This window comes from Spinactinospora alkalitolerans (assembly GCF_013408795.1).
Lineage (GTDB): Bacteria > Actinomycetota > Actinomycetes > Streptosporangiales > Streptosporangiaceae > Spinactinospora > Spinactinospora alkalitolerans.
The window spans coordinates 1,794,008-1,814,384 of record NZ_JACCCC010000001.1 but is presented as its reverse complement, the minus strand read 5'-3'; the positions used below and the strand labels follow the sequence as shown (position 1 = coordinate 1,814,384).

Genomic DNA, 20,377 nt, shown 5'->3' with positions numbered 1-20,377 from the left:
ACAGCGAGCTAGCGGCCGGCGTAGACCGCGTCGGGGACGGGCACCCGCGACCAGTCGGTGTCCGAGGCCAGATAGAAGCTCGGATGCGCCGGCTGGTTGTAGGCCGTCTGCTGCCCGGCGATGCCGACCCGGTACTGCGGGTCGTGCATGAGGGTGTAGAGCTTGCGGTCGGTCACCGCGGTCGAGGTGTAGATCCGGATCGCCTCCGAATCCTCTGTGCGCAGCAGCAGCTCCTCGCGCCAGTCACCGAAGACGTCGGCGACCAGGGACGGGTTGCCCTTGGTCCCGTTGTTGGTCAGGGTGCCTTCGGCGGAGAGCAGCGTGCCCTCCTGCCGGTCGTCGACCGTGGGCGCCTCCTGCCCGTTGACGATCTGCGTGGTCATGTCCGGCGCCCAGCGGATGCTCATGTTCGTGCCGGGGGCGTCGCGGCCCAGGAACTCTCCGTCAGCCGTCCACAGGCCCGCGTCGGTCTCCTGGTCGGGCGGCATGGACGACCAGGCCTCCACGCCGGAAGTGCCGGGGTCGATGTCGCCGACCATCCCGCGCCCGGTGTCGACGCCGGTGTATCCGCCGAACAGGACCTCGCCGGTGGCGGCGTCGCGCATCGCGAACCCGTAGGGCGCATAGGCGCCGCCCTCGTGGACGCCCCAGATCTCCATGCCGTCCCGGTCGGGGTCGAAGTCACCGACGTGCAGGGCGTCGCCGTGGCCCAGCTTGACCCGCTCGCCCGGTACCGCGCTGTCGGGGTGCCCGGTGCCGTAGGAGGAGTACAGCAGCGAGCCGTCGTCGTCGATGGTGGCCGCGCCGTAGACGATCTCCTGCCTGCCGTCGCCGTCCACGTCGGCGGAGCTCATCTGGTGGTTGCCCTGCGTGGTCAGCGTGCCGAACTCGGGGTCGGTGCCCTCGACCCCGTGCGGGGCGTCGTTGAACGGGTTGGCCATCGGCGCGTGCCCGCTGTCGACGAACCACTGCTCGGTGAGGTTCTCGCCGTCGAAGCGGTAGGCCGCCAGGGTGGCGCGCGTGTAGTAGCCGCGGGCGAACACCGCCGACGGGTGCGTGCCGTCCAGGTAGGCCGCCCCCGAAAGGAACCGGTCGACGCGGTTGCCCGGTTCGATGCGCGACATCGCGTAGTCCCCCCACATGAGGCCGTCGTCGCCGCGCGCGGGCCGGTAGTCGACCGTGTCCAGCTCCGCGCCGGTCGCGCCGTCGAACACGGTCAGGTACTCCGGCCCGGTGAGGACGAAGCCCTCGAACTCGCGCAGCCGGTTGCGGTCGCTGCGGCCGGGCGCGTAGGTGTCCATGAAGTGGTCGGCCAGCGCCTCGGCGTCCTCGCGGGAGAGCGGGTAGTCGTAGGCCGGCTCGATGCCGAAGGCCTCCTCCAGGGTGGCCGGCCAGTTCCCGGCCACGACCTCGGGGTGCTCGTGCCAGTCGCGGAACATCTGCACGACGTGGTCGTAGTAGTCATCGGCGCTCATGCGGTGGTCGTCGCTGTGGGAGTGGCCCGCAGCGACGTCCTCGGCCGGCATGGTGATGTGGTCCTCGGACTCCACCTCGCCGTCCTTGCCGTAGGTGATGGTCCTGGTGCCCGGGGCGGTCTTGAACATCAGCTCCGAGCGGCCGTCGCCGTCGAGGTCGTAGACCAGGAACTGCGTGTAATGCGCGCCTGAGCGGATGTTGACGCCCAGGTCGATGCGGTGCAGCAGGGTGCCGTCGCGGGTGTAGGTGTCGATGTAGGTGTTGCCGGTGTAGCCGACCTGGGAGACGTCTTTGGAGTTGGTCGGGTCCCACTTCACGATGTACTCGTAGCGGCCGTCGCCGTTGACGTCGCCGACGCTCATGTCGTTGGCCGTGTAGCCGTATTCCTCACCGGCCGGGGTGGCTCCGCCCTCCGGCTTCTGCAGCGGCAGGTCGTGGTGGTTCTGCGGCCAGACCGCGGCCGACGTGTCGGTGCCGTCGCGCCCTCCGGCGACGACGCGGTACTCGGCGTCGGCCGAGCCCTCGGTGTCGAGGTGGTTGGTGCTGTCGGTGACGGTGGCGATGCGGCGGCCGTCGCGGTAGACGCGGAAGGCCGGCGATTTCAGGCCCGCCGGAGTGGCGGCGTTGACCTCGTGGCCCAGCAGCCGCCAGCTCAGGAAGACGCCCTCCTCGGTGGGGACGGCGACCAGCCCGCGGTCCAGGTCCTCCAGTTGGGCGCCGTCCGCGTGGCCGCGGTCGTGGCCGGACGGGTCGGCGTGAGCCGCTCCGGCGCCGGTGACCGCGAGGGCGGCCGCGCACGCACCGGCCGTCAGCGTTCGGAGGACGAGGCGCAATGGAAACTGAATCGTTTTAACCTGCCCCAAGGGAACCTCCCGGTTCTCGGTGTCGGGGTGGGGTCGGGGGAATCGATCAGCGCACCGCGGGCGCCCGGCGACGCGCGTATCGAACGGTCCGCTCGAATGAGACGGAAAGCGTTTTCCGACAGGGTAGCGGAAAAGAGTCCGGCACGGCCAGCAGGTGGTCGGCATCGTGATGGCACGGACGGCAGGGTTCGGGCTTTATCCGGTCCGGGCGGAACCGGCGGGCCCCGGACGCGCGGCGCAGCGCCCGTTCGCCGCTGCCGCCCACCGACGGCACCGCGGGTCAGAGCAGACCTCCGACCCGCGGCGAACGCGATACCGCAGCGTTTCCGGGCTCTGACGGCCCCTGATCCTCGTCGCCGTACCCGTGGGGCCCTTACCCGCGTCCCCCGGAGCGGAACAGCTGAGTGGGGATCGCCTCCGCCATGGCCGCCATACCGGCGTCGTTGGGGTGCAGGTGGTCACCGCTGTCGTACTCGGGCCGCAGGCGCAGCGGGTCGTCCGGGTCGCGCAGCGCCTCGTCGAAGTCGATGACGGCGTCGTACTCCCCGCTCGTGCGGATCCACTCGTTGACCGCCTGCCGCTTGGCCTCGTTCTCCTCGCTGTGGAACCCGAGCGTGTCGCCCTTGAACGGCAGGATGGTGCCGCCGTAGATCCGCAGATCCGCGGCGTGCGCGCGGGTGATGAGCTGGCGGTGCGCGCCGATGATCTCCTCGGCCGTGACGGTCTCCGAGAGCGGGGCCGAGGTTCCGGGATGGCCGAGATCGTTCACCCCGAGCAGGACGATGGCGTGGCCCGCGCCCGGCTGCGCCAGCACGTCCCGGTCGAAACGGCGCAGAGCGCTCTGCCCGAAGAACGCCGCGTAGTCCTCGGCCTCGCTCCCCTCGGGCGGGTTGGGATCGTGCAGGAGCCGGTTGCCCGCGATCCCCGAGTTCAGCACGCCGGTGTGCCGCAGGCGTTCGGCGAGCAGGTCGGGCCACCGGTGGTTGGCGTCGACCTCGGTCTCGGAGCCGTCGGTGATGGAGTCGCCCAGCGCCACGACCGCCCCGGTGCTCCTGCCGCGGGCGCGCACGCTGACGCCCGAGAGGAAGTGCCACTGGGTGAGCGTCTCGGTCGCCTCGACGGCCGCGTCACCGGTGACGTTGCCGGCGGCCACCGCGTTCTCCTGGTAGGAGAAGGCGTGCAGGGTGGTCACGGGGGTCTTCTCCGGCAGGTAGACGCTCACGACCAGGTCAGAGCGCGGGGGCAGCGCCAACCGCACCGGATCGCTGACCATCGGTGCGCCGGCCGGGACGGTCACCGACGTGCGGCCGCCGAAGGTGACCGTGCGGTCGGTGGCCGGGTCGATGCCGGTTCCCGACGTGCCTGATCGGCGCGCCACGTGCACCTCTCCGATGCGCAGCGGCGTCTCGCCGAACTCGTTGGTGAGCCGCAGGCGCAGCCGGTCGCCGCCGATGCTGGTGTGGACGATCTGCCGGACGGTCTCATCGTGCAGGACCGGGGTCGCCGTGGGCAGCGTGGCCGTCGGCACGGTCGCCCAGGTGCCGACCCAGGTGCCGCCGCCGCGGGCGTTGTCGGTCTCGGGGCCGTCCGCGGCGCTGGTGGCGGTCCAGCCGCAGAGCAGAAGCAGCGCGCTCACCACGACGGTGGCGGAACGCCACCGGGGGCGGATGCGGGCCATGGTCATCTCCTGAGCCACCGGTGACTACCCGCGCCGGGCGGGACGGGCGAAGTGCCACCCGTCGGACTTCAGCCCCGGAACGACGCCGGCCACGGCGGCGACCGTCTGGCTGCGGTCGCCCCCACCGTCGTGCAGGAGCACCACCGACCTCGGCGTGACGCCCTCCTCCAGGCGCCGGACGAGCTCGTCGGTGCCGGGCGGAACCCAGTCCTCGACGGCCAGGCTCCAGCCCAGTGGCTGCATGCCCAGCTCGGCCGCCACCTCGGGCGTCCGCCCCCAGGCGCCGTAGGGCGCCCGGAAGTAGGGGATGCGGGCGTGCGGCACCGCCTCGCGGATCGCCGCGTTGGTCGCCAGCAGGTCCGCACGGATGTCCTCCGGCGGCCAGGTGCTCATGTCGTCGTGGTTCATCGTGTGGTTGCACAGCGTGTGCCCGTCCGCCGCGATCCGCCGGACGATCTCGGGGTGCTGTCGCACGTGCTCGCCCCACAGGCAGAACACGGCCTTGACGCGGTGCTCGCGCAGCACGTCGAGCAGCCGGGGCGTGTTGCGCGGGTCGGGCCCGTCGTCGAAGGTGAGGGCCACGGCCCGGCCGCCCCGCTGCGTCGAGTCGACGATGTCGGGGGTGGCGGGTCCGTTGGGGCCCGGCGGGGTCGGGTGGGCCTGCGCCGGGGTCGCGGCGCAGAGGGCGAACCCGATGGTGAGCAGGAGTGCGGGGAGGCGGCCCCGCATCCGAGAACGTCCGCGAGTGGTCGTCACACAGGCCTCCTTGGCCGCGGCGATACTTCCGGAAGATTCCGGAATGCAAAGGCAACCTAAGGAGTGCCGGGCCGCGGTGTCAACGGCCTCGGCGCGGATCGTGCCGTCAGCCTCCGGCCGCCGCGGGCGGCGCAGCGCTGCTGTCCCGGATGACGAGTTCGGTCGCCAGCTCGATCCGCGGGCTCTCGATCGCCTCGCGCCGCACGAGCCGGTGCACGGTGCGCACCGCGAGCCTGCCCATCTCGGCCAGCGGCTGGCGCACCGTCGTCAGCGGTGGTGAGGACCAGCGGGTCTCCGGCAGGTCGTCGAAGCCGATCACGCTGACATCGCCGGGTACACGCAGGCCGCGCAGGCGCAGGGCCTCGTAGACCCCGAGGGCCATCTGGTCGCTGGCGGCGAACACGGCCGTCGGCGGCTCCCCGAGGTCGAACAGCTGCTCGGCCGCGCGGAAGCCGGACTCGTAGTCGAACTCGCCCGGCACGACCAGCTCGCCGTCGAAGTCCAGGCCCGCGGTCTCCAGCCCGGCCCGGTAGCCGTCGAGGCGGGCCCGGCTGCACCACAGTTCGGGGCGGCCCGCGACGAAGGCGATGCGCCGGTGCCCGAGGCCGATCAGGTGGTCGGTCGCGCTGAGCCCGCCGGCCCAGTTGGTGCAGCCGATCGTGGGCACGGCCAGGTCGGGCACGCCGACCGGGTCGATCACGACGGCGGGGAGGTCCAGGTCCTCCAGCTCCGTGCGCAGGGCGGAATCCAGGTCCGTGGTCACGAGGATGGCGCCGTCGCTGGTGCGCGAGCGGACGTTGCGCAGCCACTGTCGGGTCGAGCTCGCCCGCCGGTGGATGGCCGACACCACGATGCCGCTGCCCGCCGCGTGCGCGGCGTCCTCGACGCCGCGGATGATCTCGACCGCCCACGGGCTGTCCAGGTCGTTGAAGACGAGGTCCAGCAGGCCGACCCGCTCATCGGCCCGACTGCCGCGGCGCCGGTAGCCGTGGACGCGCAGCAGGGTCTCGATGCGCTCGCGGGTGTTCGGGGCCACGTCGCCCCGCCCGTTGAGAACGCGCGAGACCGTCGGCGCGGAGACGCCCGCCTCCGCGGCGATGGCGGAGATGGTCACGGCTCGGATCGGGATGTCGGCCACTGCTCCTCCTTTGTACCCACCCAGAGTACGAGCGCGGGAGACGACTGCGATCGCGCGGGGATCCGGACGGGTATTGACGCCCCGCCTGACTTGCGCTTATCGTCCATCGTCTCCACACCCGGAACTTTCCGGAAGTTATCACCGGCTGACCGAATGGGAGTCCCCCTATGAAACCCATCCGCTTCGTCACCACCGCGTTCGCCACGGCCGCCCTGTCCCTGCCGCTGGCGGCGGTGCCGGCCACCGCCGATCCGTCCTCCGACCACCAGGCCGCGCCCCACTCCAACGCCAGGTTCGACCGGCTGCGCTGGGCCGCCCCCGAGGGCTTCGTCATCGGCACCGCCGTCGCCGGCGGCGGCCACCACGTCGACCAGGACTACCCGGACCCCTTCACCTCGGACAGGCGGTACCGGAAGATCCTGGCGCGCCAGTTCAGCTCGGTCTCCCCCGAGAACCAGATGAAGTGGGAGTACATCCACCCCGAGCGGGACCGCTACGACTTCGAGACGGCCGACGCCATCGTCGACTTCGCCGAGCGCAACGACCAGGTCGTGCGCGGGCACACGCTCCTGTGGCACAGCCAGAACCCGGCCTGGCTGGAGGAGGGCGACTTCTCCGACGAGGAGCTGCGCGCCATCCTGCACGACCACATCACGACCGTCGTCGGCCGCTACTCCGGTCGGATCCAGCAGTGGGACGTGGCCAACGAGATCTTCGACGAGCAGGGCGACCTGCGCACCGAGGACAACATCTGGATCCGCGAGCTCGGGCCGGGCATCATCGCCGACGCCTTCCGCTGGACGCACGAGGCCGACCCGCAGGCGGAGCTGTTCTTCAACGACTACGGCGTCGAGGGCGTCAACGCCAAGAGCGACGCCTACTACGCGCTCGCCCAGGACCTGCTCGCCCAGGACGTGCCGGTACACGGGTTCTCCACGCAGGCGCACCTGAGCCTCCGGTACGGCTTCCCGAGCGACCTGGAGGAGAACCTGCGCCGGTTCGACGAGCTCGGCCTCGCCACGGCCGTCACCGAGCTGGACGTGCGCATGGACGTGCCGGAGAGCGGGCAGCCGACCGACGCACAGATGGACAGGCAGGCCGACTACTACCGGCGGGCGCTGTCGGCGTGCCTGGAGGTGGAGGGCTGCGACTCCTTCACGATCTGGGGCTTCACCGACAAGTACTCCTGGGTCCCGGTGTTCTTCGAGGGGGAGGGCTCGGCGACGGTGATGACCGACGACTACACCCGCAAGCCCTCCTTCTTCGCCCTGCAGTCCCCCCTGAAGGACGCGCAGCGGCGCTAGGAGATCCGGTCACCGCGGCCCGACCGCGGTGGACGACCGAGCCCCGCGCCGGACCCGCAGCCGCCTCATCGGCGGCGGGTCCGGCGCGCGCAGGTTCACAGGCGCGCGTTGGCGAGGACCGGGATCGCGGTGCGGACGGCGCTGACGCGGTCGGCGTCGATGTCGGCCACCAGGACCGACGGGGCCGCGTCCAGCCGGGCCGCCACCGTCCCGTCGGGCGCGACCACGGTGCTGTGGCCGATGCCGCGGGGCGCCGACCCCGTGACCGTCTCGCCCACTGCGGCCGGGTCGGCCTGTCCGCAGGCGAGCACCCACGCGGTGGAGTCCAGGCCGCGTGCCCGGGTCAGCAGCTCCCACTGTTCGCGCTTGCCCTCCCCCGCACCCCACGCCGCGCACACGATGACCGCGTGCGCGCCGTTGCGGGCCAGGCGGCGGAAGAGCTCGGGAAACCGCACGTCGTAGCAGGTCGCCAGGCCGAACCGGAATCCGTCCAGCTCGAACGAGACCGGAATGCGGCCCGGCTCGACCGAGTCGGATTCGCGGTGCCCGAAAGCGTCGTAGACGTGGATCTTCTGGTAGGTGGCGGCGACCCCCGGGCCGGCGGCGAGCAGGATGTTGCGGACCCGCCCCTCCGGGCCGGGGGTGAACATTCCGGCGACGACGGCGACGCCGTGGCCATGGGCGATCCCGGTCACCCGGGAGGCCCACGGCCCGTCCACCGGTTCGGCGACCTCGGCGAGGTCGGAGCCGAAGTGCGCCATGGCCGCCTCGGGCAGGACCGCCAGGCGGGCGCCCGCGGCCGCGGCCTCCTTGACCGCGGCCTCGATCAGCCCCAGGTTCGCGGCGGGGTCGGTGGACGAGGCGATCTGGCACAGTGCCACGCGCATGGAAGATTCCCTCCTCGGTTGTCCCCGGATCCGGGGCGGTACGATGAATCAGGCAGTGCGTACACTTGGTATACAAGACGGTAAACGCGCTGGTGTGCGAAGCAGTGAACGTGTTCGACGTACAAGAAGGTTGAGGCGTTGGCGGCATCGGGGCGGGACCGTGCGTACGAGTTCCTCAAGGACACCTACATCTCCTCGCCCCAGCATCAGGGGCGCTTCATCAACGAGCAGGAGGTCGCCGACCGGATCGGGGTGTCGCGCACTCCGATCCGCGAAGCGCTCTTCCGGCTGGCCGCGGAGGAGCTGGTCCAGCTCATCCCCAAGCGCGGCGCCTACATCGCCCCCGTGACCGGGCGCGAGCTGAACGAGCTGATGGAGCTGCGCGGGATGGTCGAGCGCCACGCGGCGCACAAGACGCTGGCCTCCGGGTCGGCCCCCGTGGACCGGATGCGCGCGGCGCTGGAGCGCCAGGCCGAGTTGAGCTCTCCCGAGCAGGCGCGCGAATTCATCGACTGGGACCACCGGTTCCACTCCGAGCTGATCGCTGCCACCCGCAACGACCTGCTCATCAAGTTCTACGACGGGCTGCGCGAGCGCCAGGTGCGCGCGGGCATGGCCGCCATGTTCTCCACCGGGGACCGCTACGGCTCGGTCCTGCGCGAGCACCGGGCGATCCTGGACGCGCTGGACGCCGGCGACGGCGCGGCGGCCGACGTCGCCATCGGGGCCCACCTGGACGCCACGCTGCGGGTGCTGCTGGACTCGTAGCCGGCCGCGCCCCGCCCGGTGCCGCGGCACGGGAGCCGACCGCGCGCTCACCGCACCGCGGCGGCCGCCGCGGGCTCGCCGACCACGGTGCCGTCCTCCTCCTCGGGCGCGGGGTCACGCCCCAGCAGCAGTCCGGTGAGGGTCAGCACGACCGTCAGGGCGATGTAGCCCGCGAGGGGCACCCAGCTGTCGTACCTGGCGAGCAGGTAGGTGAACAGCAGCGGCGCGACGGCACCGCCGATCAGGCCGGCGAGGGTGTAGGCCAGTGAGCTCCCCGTGCTGCGCAACCGCGGGTGGAACTGCTCGGCGACGAAGGCCGCCTGCGGTCCGTACATGACCGAGTGCGCCAGTAGGCCGACCACGATCCCGATCGCCAGGAGGGCGAACGAGCCGGAGGCGATCATGGGGAAGAAGACGGCCGACCAGACCGCGGCCCCCACGGCCCCGATTCCGTAGAGCAGCCTGCGGTTCACGACGTCGGAGAGCCAGCCCGACAGCGGGATCAGCGCGACCTGGCACGAGGAGCCGATGAGCACCGCGGCCAGGACGGTTCCGGACTCCATGCCGAGTTCCTGGGTGGCGTAGGTGATGACGAAGACGGTGAACATCGCGTAGACGACATCGGGGGCGACCCGGCTGAGCACGGCGGCGGTCAGGGGCCGGGCCTGCCGGGTGAGGACCTCCCGGACCGGTGCGGCGGGACGCTCCCCCTGCCGTTCGATCGCCCGGAAGACCGGCGTCTCCTCCAGCCGTGCGCGGATCCACAGGCCGAAGAGGACCAGCACGCCCGAGAGCAGGAACGCGATCCGCCAGCCCCAACCGAGGAACTGCTCCTCGCTCAGCACCAGGCCGAGAAACGCGAGCACGCCGTTGGCCATCAGGTTTCCGGCCGGCGGACCGATCTGCGCGGCGGAGGCGAAGAATCCGCGCCTGCGGGGGTCGCCGAACTCGCTGGAGAGCAGGACGGCGCCGCCCCACTCGCCGCCGACGCCGACGCCCTGGGCGAACCGCAGCAGGACCAGCAGGACGGCCGCCGTCGAGCCGATGTCGGCGTGCGTGGGCAGCAGGCCGATGGTGAACGTGGCCGCCCCGATCAGGACCAAGGTGCTGACCAGGACCTTCTTGCGGCCGATCCGATCGCCGAGGCGCCCGAAGACGATTCCGCCCAGCGGCCGGGCGATGTAGCCCACGGCGTAGGTCGAGAACGCCAGCATGGTCGCGGCCAGCGGGTCGTGGCTCGGGAAGAACAGCTGGCCCAGGACCAGGGCGGAGGCGACCGAGTAGATCGCGAAGTCGTACCACTCCAGTGCGGTGCCGGACAGGCTGGCGAAGAACGCCCGCACCACGGCACCGCGTTCGATCCCTCCTTCGCCGACTCCGGGGTTGCCCTGCGCTGCCATGTTCTGCACCTCTCTTCGCGGTGAACCGGACGCCACTGCTTATACTGCTTGTATACAGCTCGTATGCGCAAGTGCGGAGGCGGAACATGACACCGTTGAAATTCGAACTCGACAACGGGACGGTCGTCGAGACCACGGTCCGGACGCTGCTCAATGGGGGCTACGCCGGGCGCAGCCAGGACGACGTGCGGGCGCACGTCCGCGAGCTGGCCGAGCTCGGCGTGCCGGCCCCGACCGAGACCCCGGCCCTCTACCCGGTCTCCCCCTATCTGGCCCAGCAGACGGGCACGGTGGCCGCCCCGCACGAGCACACTTCGGGCGAGGCCGAATGGGCGCTCGTCGTCGCCGGCGATCGCCCCGAGGACCTGCTGCTGACCGTGGCCTGCGACCACACCGATCGGGCACTGGAGGTGCACGGGGTGGCCTGGAGCAAGAACGCGGCCCCCGACGTGCTGGGCTCCCGCGCGTGGCGGCTGGTCGACGTCGCCGACCGGATCGACGACCTCACCCTGACCGCCTGGGTCGGCGCGGAGAAGGCCGACACCGAGATCCAGCGCGGAACCCTCGCCGAGTTGCTCCCTCCTCGGTACTGGGTCGGGGTGCTGGAGGAGCGCGGACTGCTGCGGCCTGGAACGGTCCTGCTCTCAGGCACCATCCCGATGCACGGGCAGGTGGACCAGTTCGCCGGCGCGTGGCGCGTCGAACTGGGCGACCCCTCGACCGGCGGCGCCCTCGGCGTCGCCTACGACGTGGAGCGCCTTCCGGAACCGATCGGCTGAACCGCACGGGCACCCGCCCCGCGACGCCCCCTGCGGCCCCGGCGCGTGCGCCGGGGCCTTCGTGTCTCCCGCAGCCGCCCCGCCGCTAGTCCGGCAGGTGCGCGAGCCGTGCTTCCAGGCCGTCCAGGAAAGCCGAGAGGGCGAGGCCGAAGCTCTCCTCGTCGATCTCGGCGGCGTGCTCGGAGAGCCGGTGGGCCTGCGACAGGTTGGGATAGCGGTTCACGTAGACGCGGACGTCGTCGTCGAAGCCCCGGGAGAAGGAGCTGATCGCGGCGCCGACGACGAGGTACTTGGTCGCCGCGCCGATCATGGTGGCCTGGCGGGCCGGCCAGCCGGCGCCGGTCAGGCCGCCGTGGACCGCGTCGGCGCGGTGCAGCGAGACCTCCCTGCGCCCCGGGCCCATCGCGATGAACGGGACCATGTGGGGGTGCGCGGCCAGGGCCGCCCGGTAGGAGCGCGCCCAGACGGTGAGGCCGTGCCGCCAGTCGCCGCCGGTGAAGCCCGAGACGTCAACGTCCTCCATGATCTCGTTGGCGATGTCCTGCAGGAGCTCGTCCTTGGTCCGGTAGTGGCTGTAGAGGGAGGCCGCCTGGACGTCCAGCTCCGCGGCGAGCTTGCGCATGGACAGCCCGTCCAGCCCGTCGCGGTCGACGAGCGCCAGCGCGGCCCGCCTGATGCGCACCGGGCTCAGGATCGGCGTCTTCGGTCGAGCCACTCGTTCGTCCCCATTCCCCGTTGTCGGCGTGCTCCTCCAGTATCGGGCAGTCTCGGGCAGCCCTCGCCTTGCCAAACGATGATCCCAGGTCCTACGCTCCAAACCAAACACTGTTAGGTTTAGAGGAGGGCGAATGGATCTTCGGCTGTCCGAAGAGCAGGCCCAAGTCCGGGATCTGGCGCGCGACTTCGTCGCCAAGGAGGTCCTGCCGCACGTCCGCGAGTGGGACCGGGCCGAGGCGGTCGACCGGGGCATCGTGCGCAAGCTCGGCGAGGTGGGGTTCCTCGGGCTGACCGTCCCCGAGGCCTACGGCGGCTCGGAGGGCGACCACCTGGCCTACTGCCTGGTGACGGAGGAGCTGGGCCGGGGCGACTCCTCGGTGCGCGGCATCGTCTCGGTGTCGCTGGGGCTGGTCGCCAAGACGATCGCCGCGGCGGGCGACGAGGAGCAGAAGGCCCATTGGCTGCCCCGGCTCACCTCGGGCGAGGCCGTGGGCTGCTTCGGCCTCACCGAGCCCGACACCGGCTCCGACGCCGGCAACCTGTCCACCCGCGCCGAACGCGTGGGCGGCGACTGGGAGATCACCGGCGCCAAGACCTTCATCACCAACGGCACGTGGGCCGACGTGATCGTGCTTTTCGCCAGGACCGGCGGTCCCGGCCCCAAGGGCGTGACCGCGTTCCTCGTCCCCGCCGACTCCCCCGGCCTGGAGCGCCGCGAGATCCACGGCAAGCTCGGGCTGCGCGGGCAGGCCACCGCCGAACTCGCCTTCGACCGCGTGCGGGTCCCCGACTCCGCCCGGCTCGGCGAGGAGGGGCAGGGCTTCCGCATCGCGATGTCGGCGCTGCACAAAGGCCGGATGTCGGTGGCGGCCGGGTGCGTGGGCATCGCGCGCGGCGCGCTGGAGGAGAGCCTGCGCTACGCCGGGGAGCGGCAGCAGTTCGGCAGGCCCATCGCGGGCTTCCAACTGGTCCAGGAGATGCTCACCGAGATGGCGGTGGAGACCGACGCCGCACGGCTGCTGACCTGGCGGGTGGCCGACCTGATCGACCGGGGCGAACCGTTCGCGACCGAGGCCTCCATGGCCAAGCTCTACGCCAGCGAGGCGGCGGTGAAGGCGGCCAACCTGTCCATCCAGGTGTTCGGAGGCTACGGCTACCTCGACGAGTACCCGGTCGGCAAGTTCCTGCGCGACGCCAGGGTGATGACCCTGTACGAAGGCACCAGCCAGATCCAGAAACTCCTCATCGGCCGCGCCCTCACCGGCGTCAACGCATTCGCATAGGAGCCGGCATGCACCTGTCCCTCGCCAGTGTCCTGGCCGAGTCCGCCCGCTGCCACCCCGACCGGGTGGCCCTCGTCGACGGCGAGGCCCGCCTCACCTACGCCCAGATCTGGACGGAGTCGCTGCGCCACGCCTCCGCACTGCGCGAGCTGGGCATCGGCCCGGGTGACCGGGTCGCCCTGCTCGCCGGCAACGTCGCCGACTTCGTCCGCTGCTACTACGGCGTGCTCGCCGCCGGCGGCACGATCGTGCCCGTCCCGCCCATGCTGACCCCCGCCGAGGCCGCGCACCTCGTCTCCGACAGCGGGGCACGGCTGGTCATCGGCTGGGGCGACTACGCAGACCTCGCCGCACGCGCGGCGCAGCAGGCCGGCGTCCCCGTGCGCACGGTGGGCGTCGCCGACTCCCCCGACGCCCTGGAACCGCTCGTCGAGCGGTCGGCGCCGCTGGCCGCCGCCGTCTCCCGCGAGCCCGACGACATCGCGGTGATCTTCTACACCAGCGGCACCACCGGCCGCCCCAAGGGCGCGCTGCTCAGCCACCTCAACCTGGTCATGAACGCCACGGTCAACGCGTTCGACAGCCATCCGATGCAGCGGGGCGACGTCGTGCTCGGCTGCCTGCCGCTGTTCCACACGTTCGGCCAGACGGTGGCGCTGAACACCACGTTCCGGGCCGGCGCGACCCTCGTCCTGCAGCACCGGTTCGATCCCGACCAGGCCATCGCGCTGATGCGCGCCGAGAACGTCAGCAACTTCCTCGGCGTCCCGACGATGTTCGTCCACCTGGCCGAGGCCGCGCAGCGGCACCGGGAGCTCCCCTCGCTGCGGATCTGCATCTCCGGCGGCGCATCGCTGCCGGTGGCGGTGCTGCACCGGTTCGAAAAGGCGTTCGGCACCGAGGTCTACGAGGGCTACGGCCTGTCCGAGACCTCGCCCACCGCCAGCGTCAACCAGCCGGCGTTCGGCGCGCGCGCCGGGACCGTGGGACACCCGATCTGGGGCGTCGAGGTGGAGATCGCCGCGGCCGGGATCGACGACCGCATCGAGCTGCTCGCGCCCGGCGAGCAGGGCGAGATCGTGGTCCGGGGGCACAACGTGTTCGCCGGCTACCTCAACAACCCCGAGGCGACCGCCGAGGCCCTGGTCGAGGGCTGGTTCCGCACCGGCGACATCGGCGTCAAGGACGGCGACGGCTTCATCAGCATCGTCGACCGCAAGAAGGACCTGATCATCCGCGGCGGCTACAACGTCTACCCGCGCGAGATCGAGGAGGTCCTCTCCGAGTACCCGGACGTGGCCCAGGTCGCGGTGATCGGAGTGCCGCACCGCGAGCTCGGCGAGGAGACCTGCGCGGTGGTGGTGCCCGCCGCGGGTGCCGAGATCGTCGCCGAGGAGCTGCTGGCGTGGGGGCGCGAGCGGCTGGCCGGGCACAAGTACCCGCGGCGGGTCGAGATCGTGGCCGAGCTGCCACTGGGCCCCAGTCACAAGGTGCTCAAGCGTGAGCTGCGCGCCCGTTTTCACCAGGAAGGCCGGGAATAGGACATGGTCGACTTCGCACTGACCGAGGAACAGCGGGAGATCCGCAACTGGGTGCGCACGTTCGTCGAGCGCGAGATCATGCCGCTCGAAGCGGAGGTGCTGCGCCGCGAACGGCGCGGCGAGGCGCACGGGCTCACCGGCGCGGAGCTGCGCGAGCTGCAGTCGCTCGCCAAGAAGTCCGACTTCTGGGGCGTGCAGACGCCGACGGAGTACGGCGGCATGGGCCTGGATCCGGTCAGCGCCGCGCTGATCGAGATCGAGCTGGGCCGCTCCTTCGTGCCGTTCCGCTTCGGCGGCGACGCCGACAACATCCTCTACCACGCCAACGCCGAGCAGCGCGAGCGCTACCTCGTCCCCACGATCGCCGGTGAGCGCAGGTCCTGCTTCGCGATCACCGAGCCCGGCGCCGGATCCGACGCCAAGGCGATCCGCGCCCGCGCGCACAAGGACGGCGCGGAGTGGGTGATCAACGGGGAGAAGACCTTCATCACCGGCGGCAACGAGGCCGACTTCACCATGGTGTTCGCGGTGACCGATCCGGAGAAGGGCGCCAACGGCGGGGTCACCTGCTTCCTGGCCGACCGCGAGGCCGGCTGGCGCTCCGAGCCCATCGACACCATGGGCGAATGGGGTCCGGCGTCACTGGTGTTCGAGGACGTGCGGGTACCCGAGGCCAACGTGCTCGGCGAGGTCGGCCAGGGCTTCGCGCTGGCCATGAAGTGGATCGGCAGGGGCCGCTACCTGCTGCCGGCCCGCGCGCTCGGCGGCTGCGAGCGGCTGCTGGCCATGGGCGTGGAGTACGCCAAGACGCGCGAGACGTTCGGGAAGCCGATCGCCGAGCGCCAGGCGATCCAGTGGATGATCGCCGACTCCCAGGTGGAGATCGAGGCGCTGCGGCTGCTGGTGCTGCATGCCGCCTGGCAGGTCACGGCCGACCGCGACTCCCGGCACGCCCAGTCCATCGCCAAGCTCTACGGCGGTGTGAAGGCCAACGAGATCGTGGACCGGGTGCTGCAGATCCACGGGGGCATGGGCTACACCAGGGAGCTGCCCATCGAGCGCTGGTACCGCGAGCTGCGGCTGCTGCGGATCTATGAGGGCACCGACGAGATCCAGCGCCGCACGATCGCCCGCGACCTGCTGAAGGGGCACGTCACGGTGGGTGCGACACTGGGCTGAACCGCGTCGGCGCCCCGCGGGAGCGGGGCGCCGACGGGCGCGGGGACCGGCGGGACCGGGATCAGTTGACGCCGACCAGGTCCACCACGAAGACCAGGGTCTCGCCCGGCTTGATGACGCCCCCGGCACCCCGGTTGCCGTACCCCAGGTGCGGCGGGATGACCAGCCGGCGCCGGCCGCCCACGCGCATGCCCAGCACGCCCTGGTCCCAGCCCGCGATGACCCGGCCGGCGCCCAGCGGGAAGCGCAGCGGCTCGCCGCGGTTCCACGAGGCGTCGAACTCCTCCCCGGTGGAATGGGCGACGCCGACGTAGTGGACGTTGACCGTGGAGCCGTGCGCGGCCTGGGCGCCTTCACCGATGGTGACGTCGGTGATCTCCAGGCCGGCCGGCGGCGGGCCGTCGATGAAGTCGATCTCGGGACGCTCAAGCGCCATGGGTGGAACCCCTTGTCGTGGTCGTGAACGAGCTCTTCAGCGTAGCGGGGACACCGGGCGGTCGGAGCCGCGAGGCGCTCAGAACAGCGCGGTGACGCCGACGTAGCCGGTCCCGAGCACGAGCAGCGTCGCGGCCGCCCCCAGCAGCAGGCTCGGGCCGCTCGTCCGGACCAGCCGGGCGAGCCGGACGGAGGTGCCCATCGCGAACAGGCCGGCGCACAGCAGCGCGTTCTGCGCCACCTCGATCGGGGCGAGCACCGGCTCCGGCAGCACGCCCAGGGCGCCGACGGCGACGGCGCCGAGGAATCCCGTGACGAACAGCGGGACGATCGGGGGCCGCCCGCCGGCGGACCGCGCCCCTTCTGAGCGGCGCAGCCACAGGTTCACCCCGACGATCAACGGCGCGAGCAGCACCACCCGGGTCAGTTTCACCACCACCGCGGGCGCCAGCGCCGCGCCGCCCGCGATACCGGCGGCCGCCACCACCTGGCCGACCTCGTGCACGCCCGCGCCGGCCCACACCCCGAAGGCCGCCTCGTCCAGCCCGAGCGGGCCCCGCAGCAGGGGCAACGCGAACACGGCCGCCGTGCCGAAGATCGTGACCAGCGCGACGGCGGTCATGACGTCGTCCTCCTCGGCGTCGAGCGCGCCGTTGACCCCCGCCACGGCCGAGGCGCCGCAGATGGAGACGCCCGAGGCGATGAGCAGGCTGCGCCGGACCCCGATGCCGAGCAGACGTCCCATGAGCACCGTGCCGAAGAACGTCACGGTCGCGGTGGCCATGACCATGACCAGGACCGGCGCTCCGAGGCCGAGCACGTCGGGCAGCGCGAGCTGCAGTCCGAGCAGCACGATCCCCGCGCGCATCGGGGTCCTCGTCGCGGCCCGCAGCCCGGGAACGAAAACCGGGCGGACGAGCCCGATGTTGGCCAGCACCGCGCCCAGCACCAGCGCGGCCATGAGCGTACCGGCCGCGGGGAGCAGCGCGTCGGCGCCGAAGGCCGCGGCGACGCCCGCCGCCGTCAGAACCAGTCCGGGCAGCGGGGATTCCGCGGTGAACGCGCGGCGGCAGCGGCTCCCGCGCCCGGCCGCCGCTGCGGGGCGCGCGTCGTCACGTTGATCGGTGGTCATGGCGCCCAGCCTGGCCGGACCGTGCAGCCGCCGGTAGGGGGCGATTCCGCACCATCCCATACAGTGACCGCATGAGGCGCGCATGAGGCGGAACTGGCCCGACCTCGCCAGCCTGGAACTGTTCCTGCTGGTGGGGTCGTACGGGAGCATCGGCAGAGCCGCCGCCGAGATGGGGCTGACCCAGGCGTCGGCGAGCCGGCGGCTGGACACCCTGGAACGCGAACTGGGGGTGCCGCTGCTGGTGCGCGACACCACCGGTTCGCGGCTCACCCCGCAGGGCCGGGCCGTGCTGGAGCGGGCCGGCGACGCGGTCGCGGCGGCCGAGGAGCTGCTGGAGGGGGTGGCCGCTCTGCGGCGCCGGCGGCGGGCCGTGCTCGGGGTCGCGGCCAGCATGACGGTCGCCGAGTACCTGATGCCCGGCTGGCTGGCGGCGCTGCGCGCGGCCGAGCCCGGCATCGAGGTGGGGCTGCGGGTGGTGAACTCCGAGGACGTCGGCGATCTCGTGCACGACGGCGCGGTGGACCTGGGCTTCATCGAGTCGCTGGATCTGCCGCGCGACCTCGCGGCGGCCGGGGTCGGCACGGACCGGCTGGCCGTGGTGACCGCACCGGGGCACCCGTGGGCCCGCAGGGGGCGGCCGGTGGCGGTCGGGGAGCTGGCCGCGACTCCCCTGGTGATGCGCGAACGGGGTTCGGGAACCCGGACGACGCTGGAGCAGGCGCTGGCCCGCACGGCCGGAGTCGAACCGGCGGCCCCCGCGCTGGAGCTCCCCTCCAACGCCGCGGTGAAGGTGGCCGTGACCAGCGGGGCCGCGCCCGCGGTGCTGAGCGTGCTGGCGGTGACCGGTGAGCTGGCCGATGGCCGGCTCCGGGAGGTGCCGGTCAGCGGCGTCGACCTGCGCCGCCCGCTGCGCGCGGTCTGGCCGCGCCGGTTCCGGCTCAGCGCCCCGGCCGCGCACCTGGTGCGCATCGCGACCGCGCCGCAGCCGCGCTGAGGCCGTCCGCCACTGGAGGTCTCGCCGGCCTTGAACCCGGATCTCACCGAGGTCTGCAACTTCAACCCGAGTTTTGACCTCGGCCCCGGGACGGAGTAGGCGCGCGGGCGGGCCCCTCCACCTCGACCCCAGGGGGTCGTGAAGGCCCAGCCCCAGGAGGGAGGGCGTGCGGGTGGGCGATTCTCTCGCGTGGCCGAAGGCCCGAAGACGGAAATCGCCCTCCCCGCGCGCGAAGCGCACGCCGACGCCGTGGACGCGGGACGGCACCATGGTTTCGGCCCGGCGCCCAAGGGCGGCGGCGTGCGTTCAGTCTTTGGGTGGGGGTTCACGCTCCTGTGGCCGGTGTCTCACGCCCTCGGTGGCCGAGGCGAGCGGGCACGGCGGCCCGCCGCCGTGGGCGCGCGCCGAAACCCCGGTCGCGTCCTGGCGCCCACGGTGGCGGCGTGGGCGGCGCGGCGCCGGGGCGATCCCTTGATGGGCCTTCGGCCACGCGAGAGGATCGCCCGGTCACCGCGGGCTCCGTCCTTCGGCTGAGGCTTCACGACCCCCTGAGGCCGGGGACGGCGCGCACCGTCGCCCGGTCACCGCGGATCCCTCCTTGGGCTGAGGCTTCACGACCCCCGATGGTCGAGGTTGAAACTCACGTTCAACGGCGGAACCGCCGCGGCTCGGGCCGAGTACTACCAGCACCCTCCGGTGGTGGCGGCCACCAGATGCGCGTCGCCCTCGACCGCCACGGGGCCGTCGGCGGCGGAGACGAACGCCGACTCGCCGCGGCGCAGCACCAGTTCCCCGCCGGAGTCCGTGCGCAGCACGGCCGAGCCCTCCAGCGCCAGGACGATGGTCGGCGCGCCGCCGGGCAGGTGCGCGGCCGCGCCGCCCGGTCCGATGACCGAGAGCGCGAAGTCGGCGACGCCGGGGCGGAAGTCCAGTCGGCCGTCCTCGGCGACCGGGCGGGCGTAGGGGATCGGCAGCACTGCGAAGTCGACGACGGCGAGCAGCTCCGCGGAGTCGACGTGCTTGGCGGTCAGTCCGGCGCGCAGCACGTTGTCGGAGCCGGCCATGATCTCCACGGCGGTGCCGCGCAGGTAGGCGTGCACGTTGCCGGCGGGCAGGAACAGCGCCTCGCCCGGCCGCAGGGTGATCCGGTTGAGCAGCAGCGCGGCGGCGGCCCCCGGGTCGCCGGGATAGCGCCCGGCCAGCTCCACGACCGTGGCGGCGTGCGGCCCCGCGGGGTCCCCGCTCTCCAGGCGGGCGGCGAACTCGGCGACCAGGTCGGCGACCAGGGCGTCCCGATCACGTCCGGACAGGGTGAGCAGCCGGGTCATGGCCGCGCGCAGGGCGGCGCGCCGGTCCCTCGCGGCCAGGTCGGCGCGCAGCGCCTCGGCGAGGTCGCAGCCGAATCCCTCCAGGTCGGCGCGGGCCTCGGCGGGATCGCGGAAGCCGCACAGCGCCTCGAACGGTTCCAGCGCGAGCACCAGTTCCGGTTTGTGGTGGGGGTCCCGGTAGTTGCGGTCGGGCGCGTCGACGGCGATCCCCGCGGCCTCCTCGGCCGCGTGGCCGGCGCGGGCCCGCGCGGCGTCGGGATGGACCTGCAGCGACAGCGGCGCCTCGGCGGCCAGCACCTTCAGCAGGAACGGCAGCCGCTCCCCGAAGCGGGTGACGGTCCGCTCCCCCAGCGCGTCCTTGGGGTCGGCCGCGATGACGTCGCAGAAGGGGACCTCCCCGTCCTCGGTCACCAGCCTGCTGGGCGCGCCGGGGTGGGCGCCCAGCCACAGTTCCGCCTGCGGGGTGCCGTCGGGTTCCCGCCCCAGCAGGCGCGGGATCGCCGTCGTCGACCCCCACGCGTAAGGGCGCACCTGGTTGATCAGCCTTCGCATCCGTCCCGCTCTTTCGTCCCGTCCGAAAACCATGCGCCGACCGCACCAGTCTCCCGGGCGGACCGCCGCCGTGTCACCGGTGCCGGCACCACTCATGGAGGTGGTGCCGGCACGACCCCGGACGGACGCGGGGGCATCGGCACCTTTGTCCAAACCCTTGACGAAGT

The 20,377-nt window shown here is 72.5% G+C and carries 17 protein-coding genes; 7 read left to right on the top strand and 10 right to left on the bottom strand.

Annotated elements, in window-relative coordinates; translation table 11 throughout:
* Window positions 1–8: 8 nt before the first annotated feature.
* From HDA32_RS08060 to HDA32_RS08045, 4 genes are all read right to left on the bottom strand, one after another.
* Window positions 9–2,309, bottom strand: a complete 2,301-nt coding sequence (locus tag HDA32_RS08060) for a rhamnogalacturonan lyase (protein WP_376766944.1) — start codon at window positions 2,307–2,309, stop codon at window positions 9–11.
* Between the two features lie 403 nt (window positions 2,310–2,712).
* Window positions 2,713–4,017, bottom strand: coding sequence for an SGNH/GDSL hydrolase family protein (locus HDA32_RS08055; RefSeq protein WP_179642604.1), 1,305 nt, complete (start codon window positions 4,015–4,017; stop codon window positions 2,713–2,715).
* Window positions 4,018–4,041: 24 nt separating this feature from the next.
* The gene (locus tag HDA32_RS08050) at window positions 4,042–4,773 is read right to left on the bottom strand and encodes a polysaccharide deacetylase family protein (RefSeq protein ID WP_312863087.1); all 732 of its coding nucleotides are present in this window, start codon (window positions 4,771–4,773) and stop codon (window positions 4,042–4,044) included.
* A gap of 106 nt (window positions 4,774–4,879) precedes the next feature.
* Complete coding sequence (locus tag HDA32_RS08045; protein WP_179642603.1) at window positions 4,880–5,911, bottom strand: LacI family DNA-binding transcriptional regulator; 1,032 nt, start codon at window positions 5,909–5,911, stop codon at window positions 4,880–4,882.
* Window positions 5,912–6,078: 167 nt separating this feature from the next.
* On the opposite strand from HDA32_RS08045, the gene HDA32_RS08040 reads away from it, so the two are divergent.
* Window positions 6,079–7,215, top strand: a complete 1,137-nt coding sequence (locus HDA32_RS08040; RefSeq protein ID WP_179642602.1) for an endo-1,4-beta-xylanase — start codon at window positions 6,079–6,081, stop codon at window positions 7,213–7,215.
* A gap of 95 nt (window positions 7,216–7,310) precedes the next feature.
* Here HDA32_RS08040 and HDA32_RS08035 read toward each other — a convergent pair whose 3' ends face one another.
* On the bottom strand, window positions 7,311–8,102 hold the full coding sequence (locus tag HDA32_RS08035; RefSeq protein WP_179642601.1) for a carbon-nitrogen hydrolase family protein: 792 nt from the start codon (window positions 8,100–8,102) through the stop codon (window positions 7,311–7,313).
* A 138-nt stretch (window positions 8,103–8,240) separates the two neighbouring features.
* On the opposite strand from HDA32_RS08035, the gene HDA32_RS08030 reads away from it, so the two are divergent.
* Window positions 8,241–8,870, top strand: a complete 630-nt coding sequence (locus HDA32_RS08030; protein WP_179642600.1) for a GntR family transcriptional regulator — start codon at window positions 8,241–8,243, stop codon at window positions 8,868–8,870.
* A 47-nt stretch (window positions 8,871–8,917) separates the two neighbouring features.
* Here the strand turns inward: HDA32_RS08030 and HDA32_RS08025 are convergent, their stop codons facing one another.
* Window positions 8,918–10,270 (bottom strand): MFS transporter, encoded by a 1,353-nt coding sequence (locus HDA32_RS08025; protein WP_179642599.1) that lies wholly within the window; start codon window positions 10,268–10,270, stop codon window positions 8,918–8,920.
* Window positions 10,271–10,356: 86 nt separating this feature from the next.
* Between HDA32_RS08025 and HDA32_RS08020 the strand changes: the two genes are divergently transcribed.
* A complete protein-coding gene (locus HDA32_RS08020; protein ID WP_179642598.1) occupies window positions 10,357–11,049 on the top strand; it encodes a DUF2848 domain-containing protein in 693 nt (230 codons plus the stop codon).
* An 85-nt stretch (window positions 11,050–11,134) separates the two neighbouring features.
* On the opposite strand, the gene HDA32_RS08015 is transcribed toward HDA32_RS08020, so the two are convergent.
* Window positions 11,135–11,764, bottom strand: coding sequence for a TetR/AcrR family transcriptional regulator (locus HDA32_RS08015; RefSeq protein ID WP_179642597.1), 630 nt, complete (start codon window positions 11,762–11,764; stop codon window positions 11,135–11,137).
* A gap of 133 nt (window positions 11,765–11,897) precedes the next feature.
* Here HDA32_RS08015 and HDA32_RS08010 point away from each other — a divergent pair, with 133 nt between their 5' ends.
* From HDA32_RS08010 to HDA32_RS08000, 3 genes are read left to right on the top strand one after another with little or no spacing between them, the layout of a single operon-like run.
* The gene (locus tag HDA32_RS08010) at window positions 11,898–13,049 is read left to right on the top strand and encodes an acyl-CoA dehydrogenase family protein (RefSeq protein ID WP_179642596.1); all 1,152 of its coding nucleotides are present in this window, start codon (window positions 11,898–11,900) and stop codon (window positions 13,047–13,049) included.
* A gap of 8 nt (window positions 13,050–13,057) precedes the next feature.
* Window positions 13,058–14,590 carry a long-chain-fatty-acid--CoA ligase gene (locus HDA32_RS08005; RefSeq protein ID WP_179642595.1) on the top strand — a complete coding sequence of 511 codons (1,533 nt, stop codon included), beginning with the start codon at window positions 13,058–13,060 and terminating at the stop codon, window positions 14,588–14,590.
* Between the two features lie 3 nt (window positions 14,591–14,593).
* Entirely contained in the window at window positions 14,594–15,769 is a 1,176-nt protein-coding gene (locus HDA32_RS08000) for an acyl-CoA dehydrogenase family protein (protein ID WP_179642594.1), read from the top strand.
* A gap of 61 nt (window positions 15,770–15,830) precedes the next feature.
* Here the strand turns inward: HDA32_RS08000 and HDA32_RS07995 are convergent, their stop codons facing one another.
* Together HDA32_RS07995 and HDA32_RS07990 are read right to left on the bottom strand one after the other, a co-directional pair.
* A complete protein-coding gene (locus tag HDA32_RS07995) occupies window positions 15,831–16,205 on the bottom strand; it encodes an FKBP-type peptidyl-prolyl cis-trans isomerase (protein WP_179642593.1) in 375 nt (124 codons plus the stop codon).
* Between the two features lie 78 nt (window positions 16,206–16,283).
* Entirely contained in the window at window positions 16,284–17,336 is a 1,053-nt protein-coding gene (locus HDA32_RS07990) for a YeiH family protein (RefSeq protein WP_179642592.1), read from the bottom strand.
* An 82-nt stretch (window positions 17,337–17,418) separates the two neighbouring features.
* Between HDA32_RS07990 and HDA32_RS07985 the strand changes: the two genes are divergently transcribed.
* On the top strand, window positions 17,419–18,330 hold the full coding sequence (locus HDA32_RS07985) for a LysR family transcriptional regulator (protein ID WP_179642591.1): 912 nt from the start codon (window positions 17,419–17,421) through the stop codon (window positions 18,328–18,330).
* Window positions 18,331–19,010: 680 nt separating this feature from the next.
* Here HDA32_RS07985 and manA read toward each other — a convergent pair.
* Window positions 19,011–20,210 carry a mannose-6-phosphate isomerase, class I gene (manA, locus tag HDA32_RS07980; RefSeq protein ID WP_179642590.1) on the bottom strand — a complete coding sequence of 400 codons (1,200 nt, stop codon included), beginning with the start codon at window positions 20,208–20,210 and terminating at the stop codon, window positions 19,011–19,013.
* Window positions 20,211–20,377: the final 167 nt, after the last annotated feature.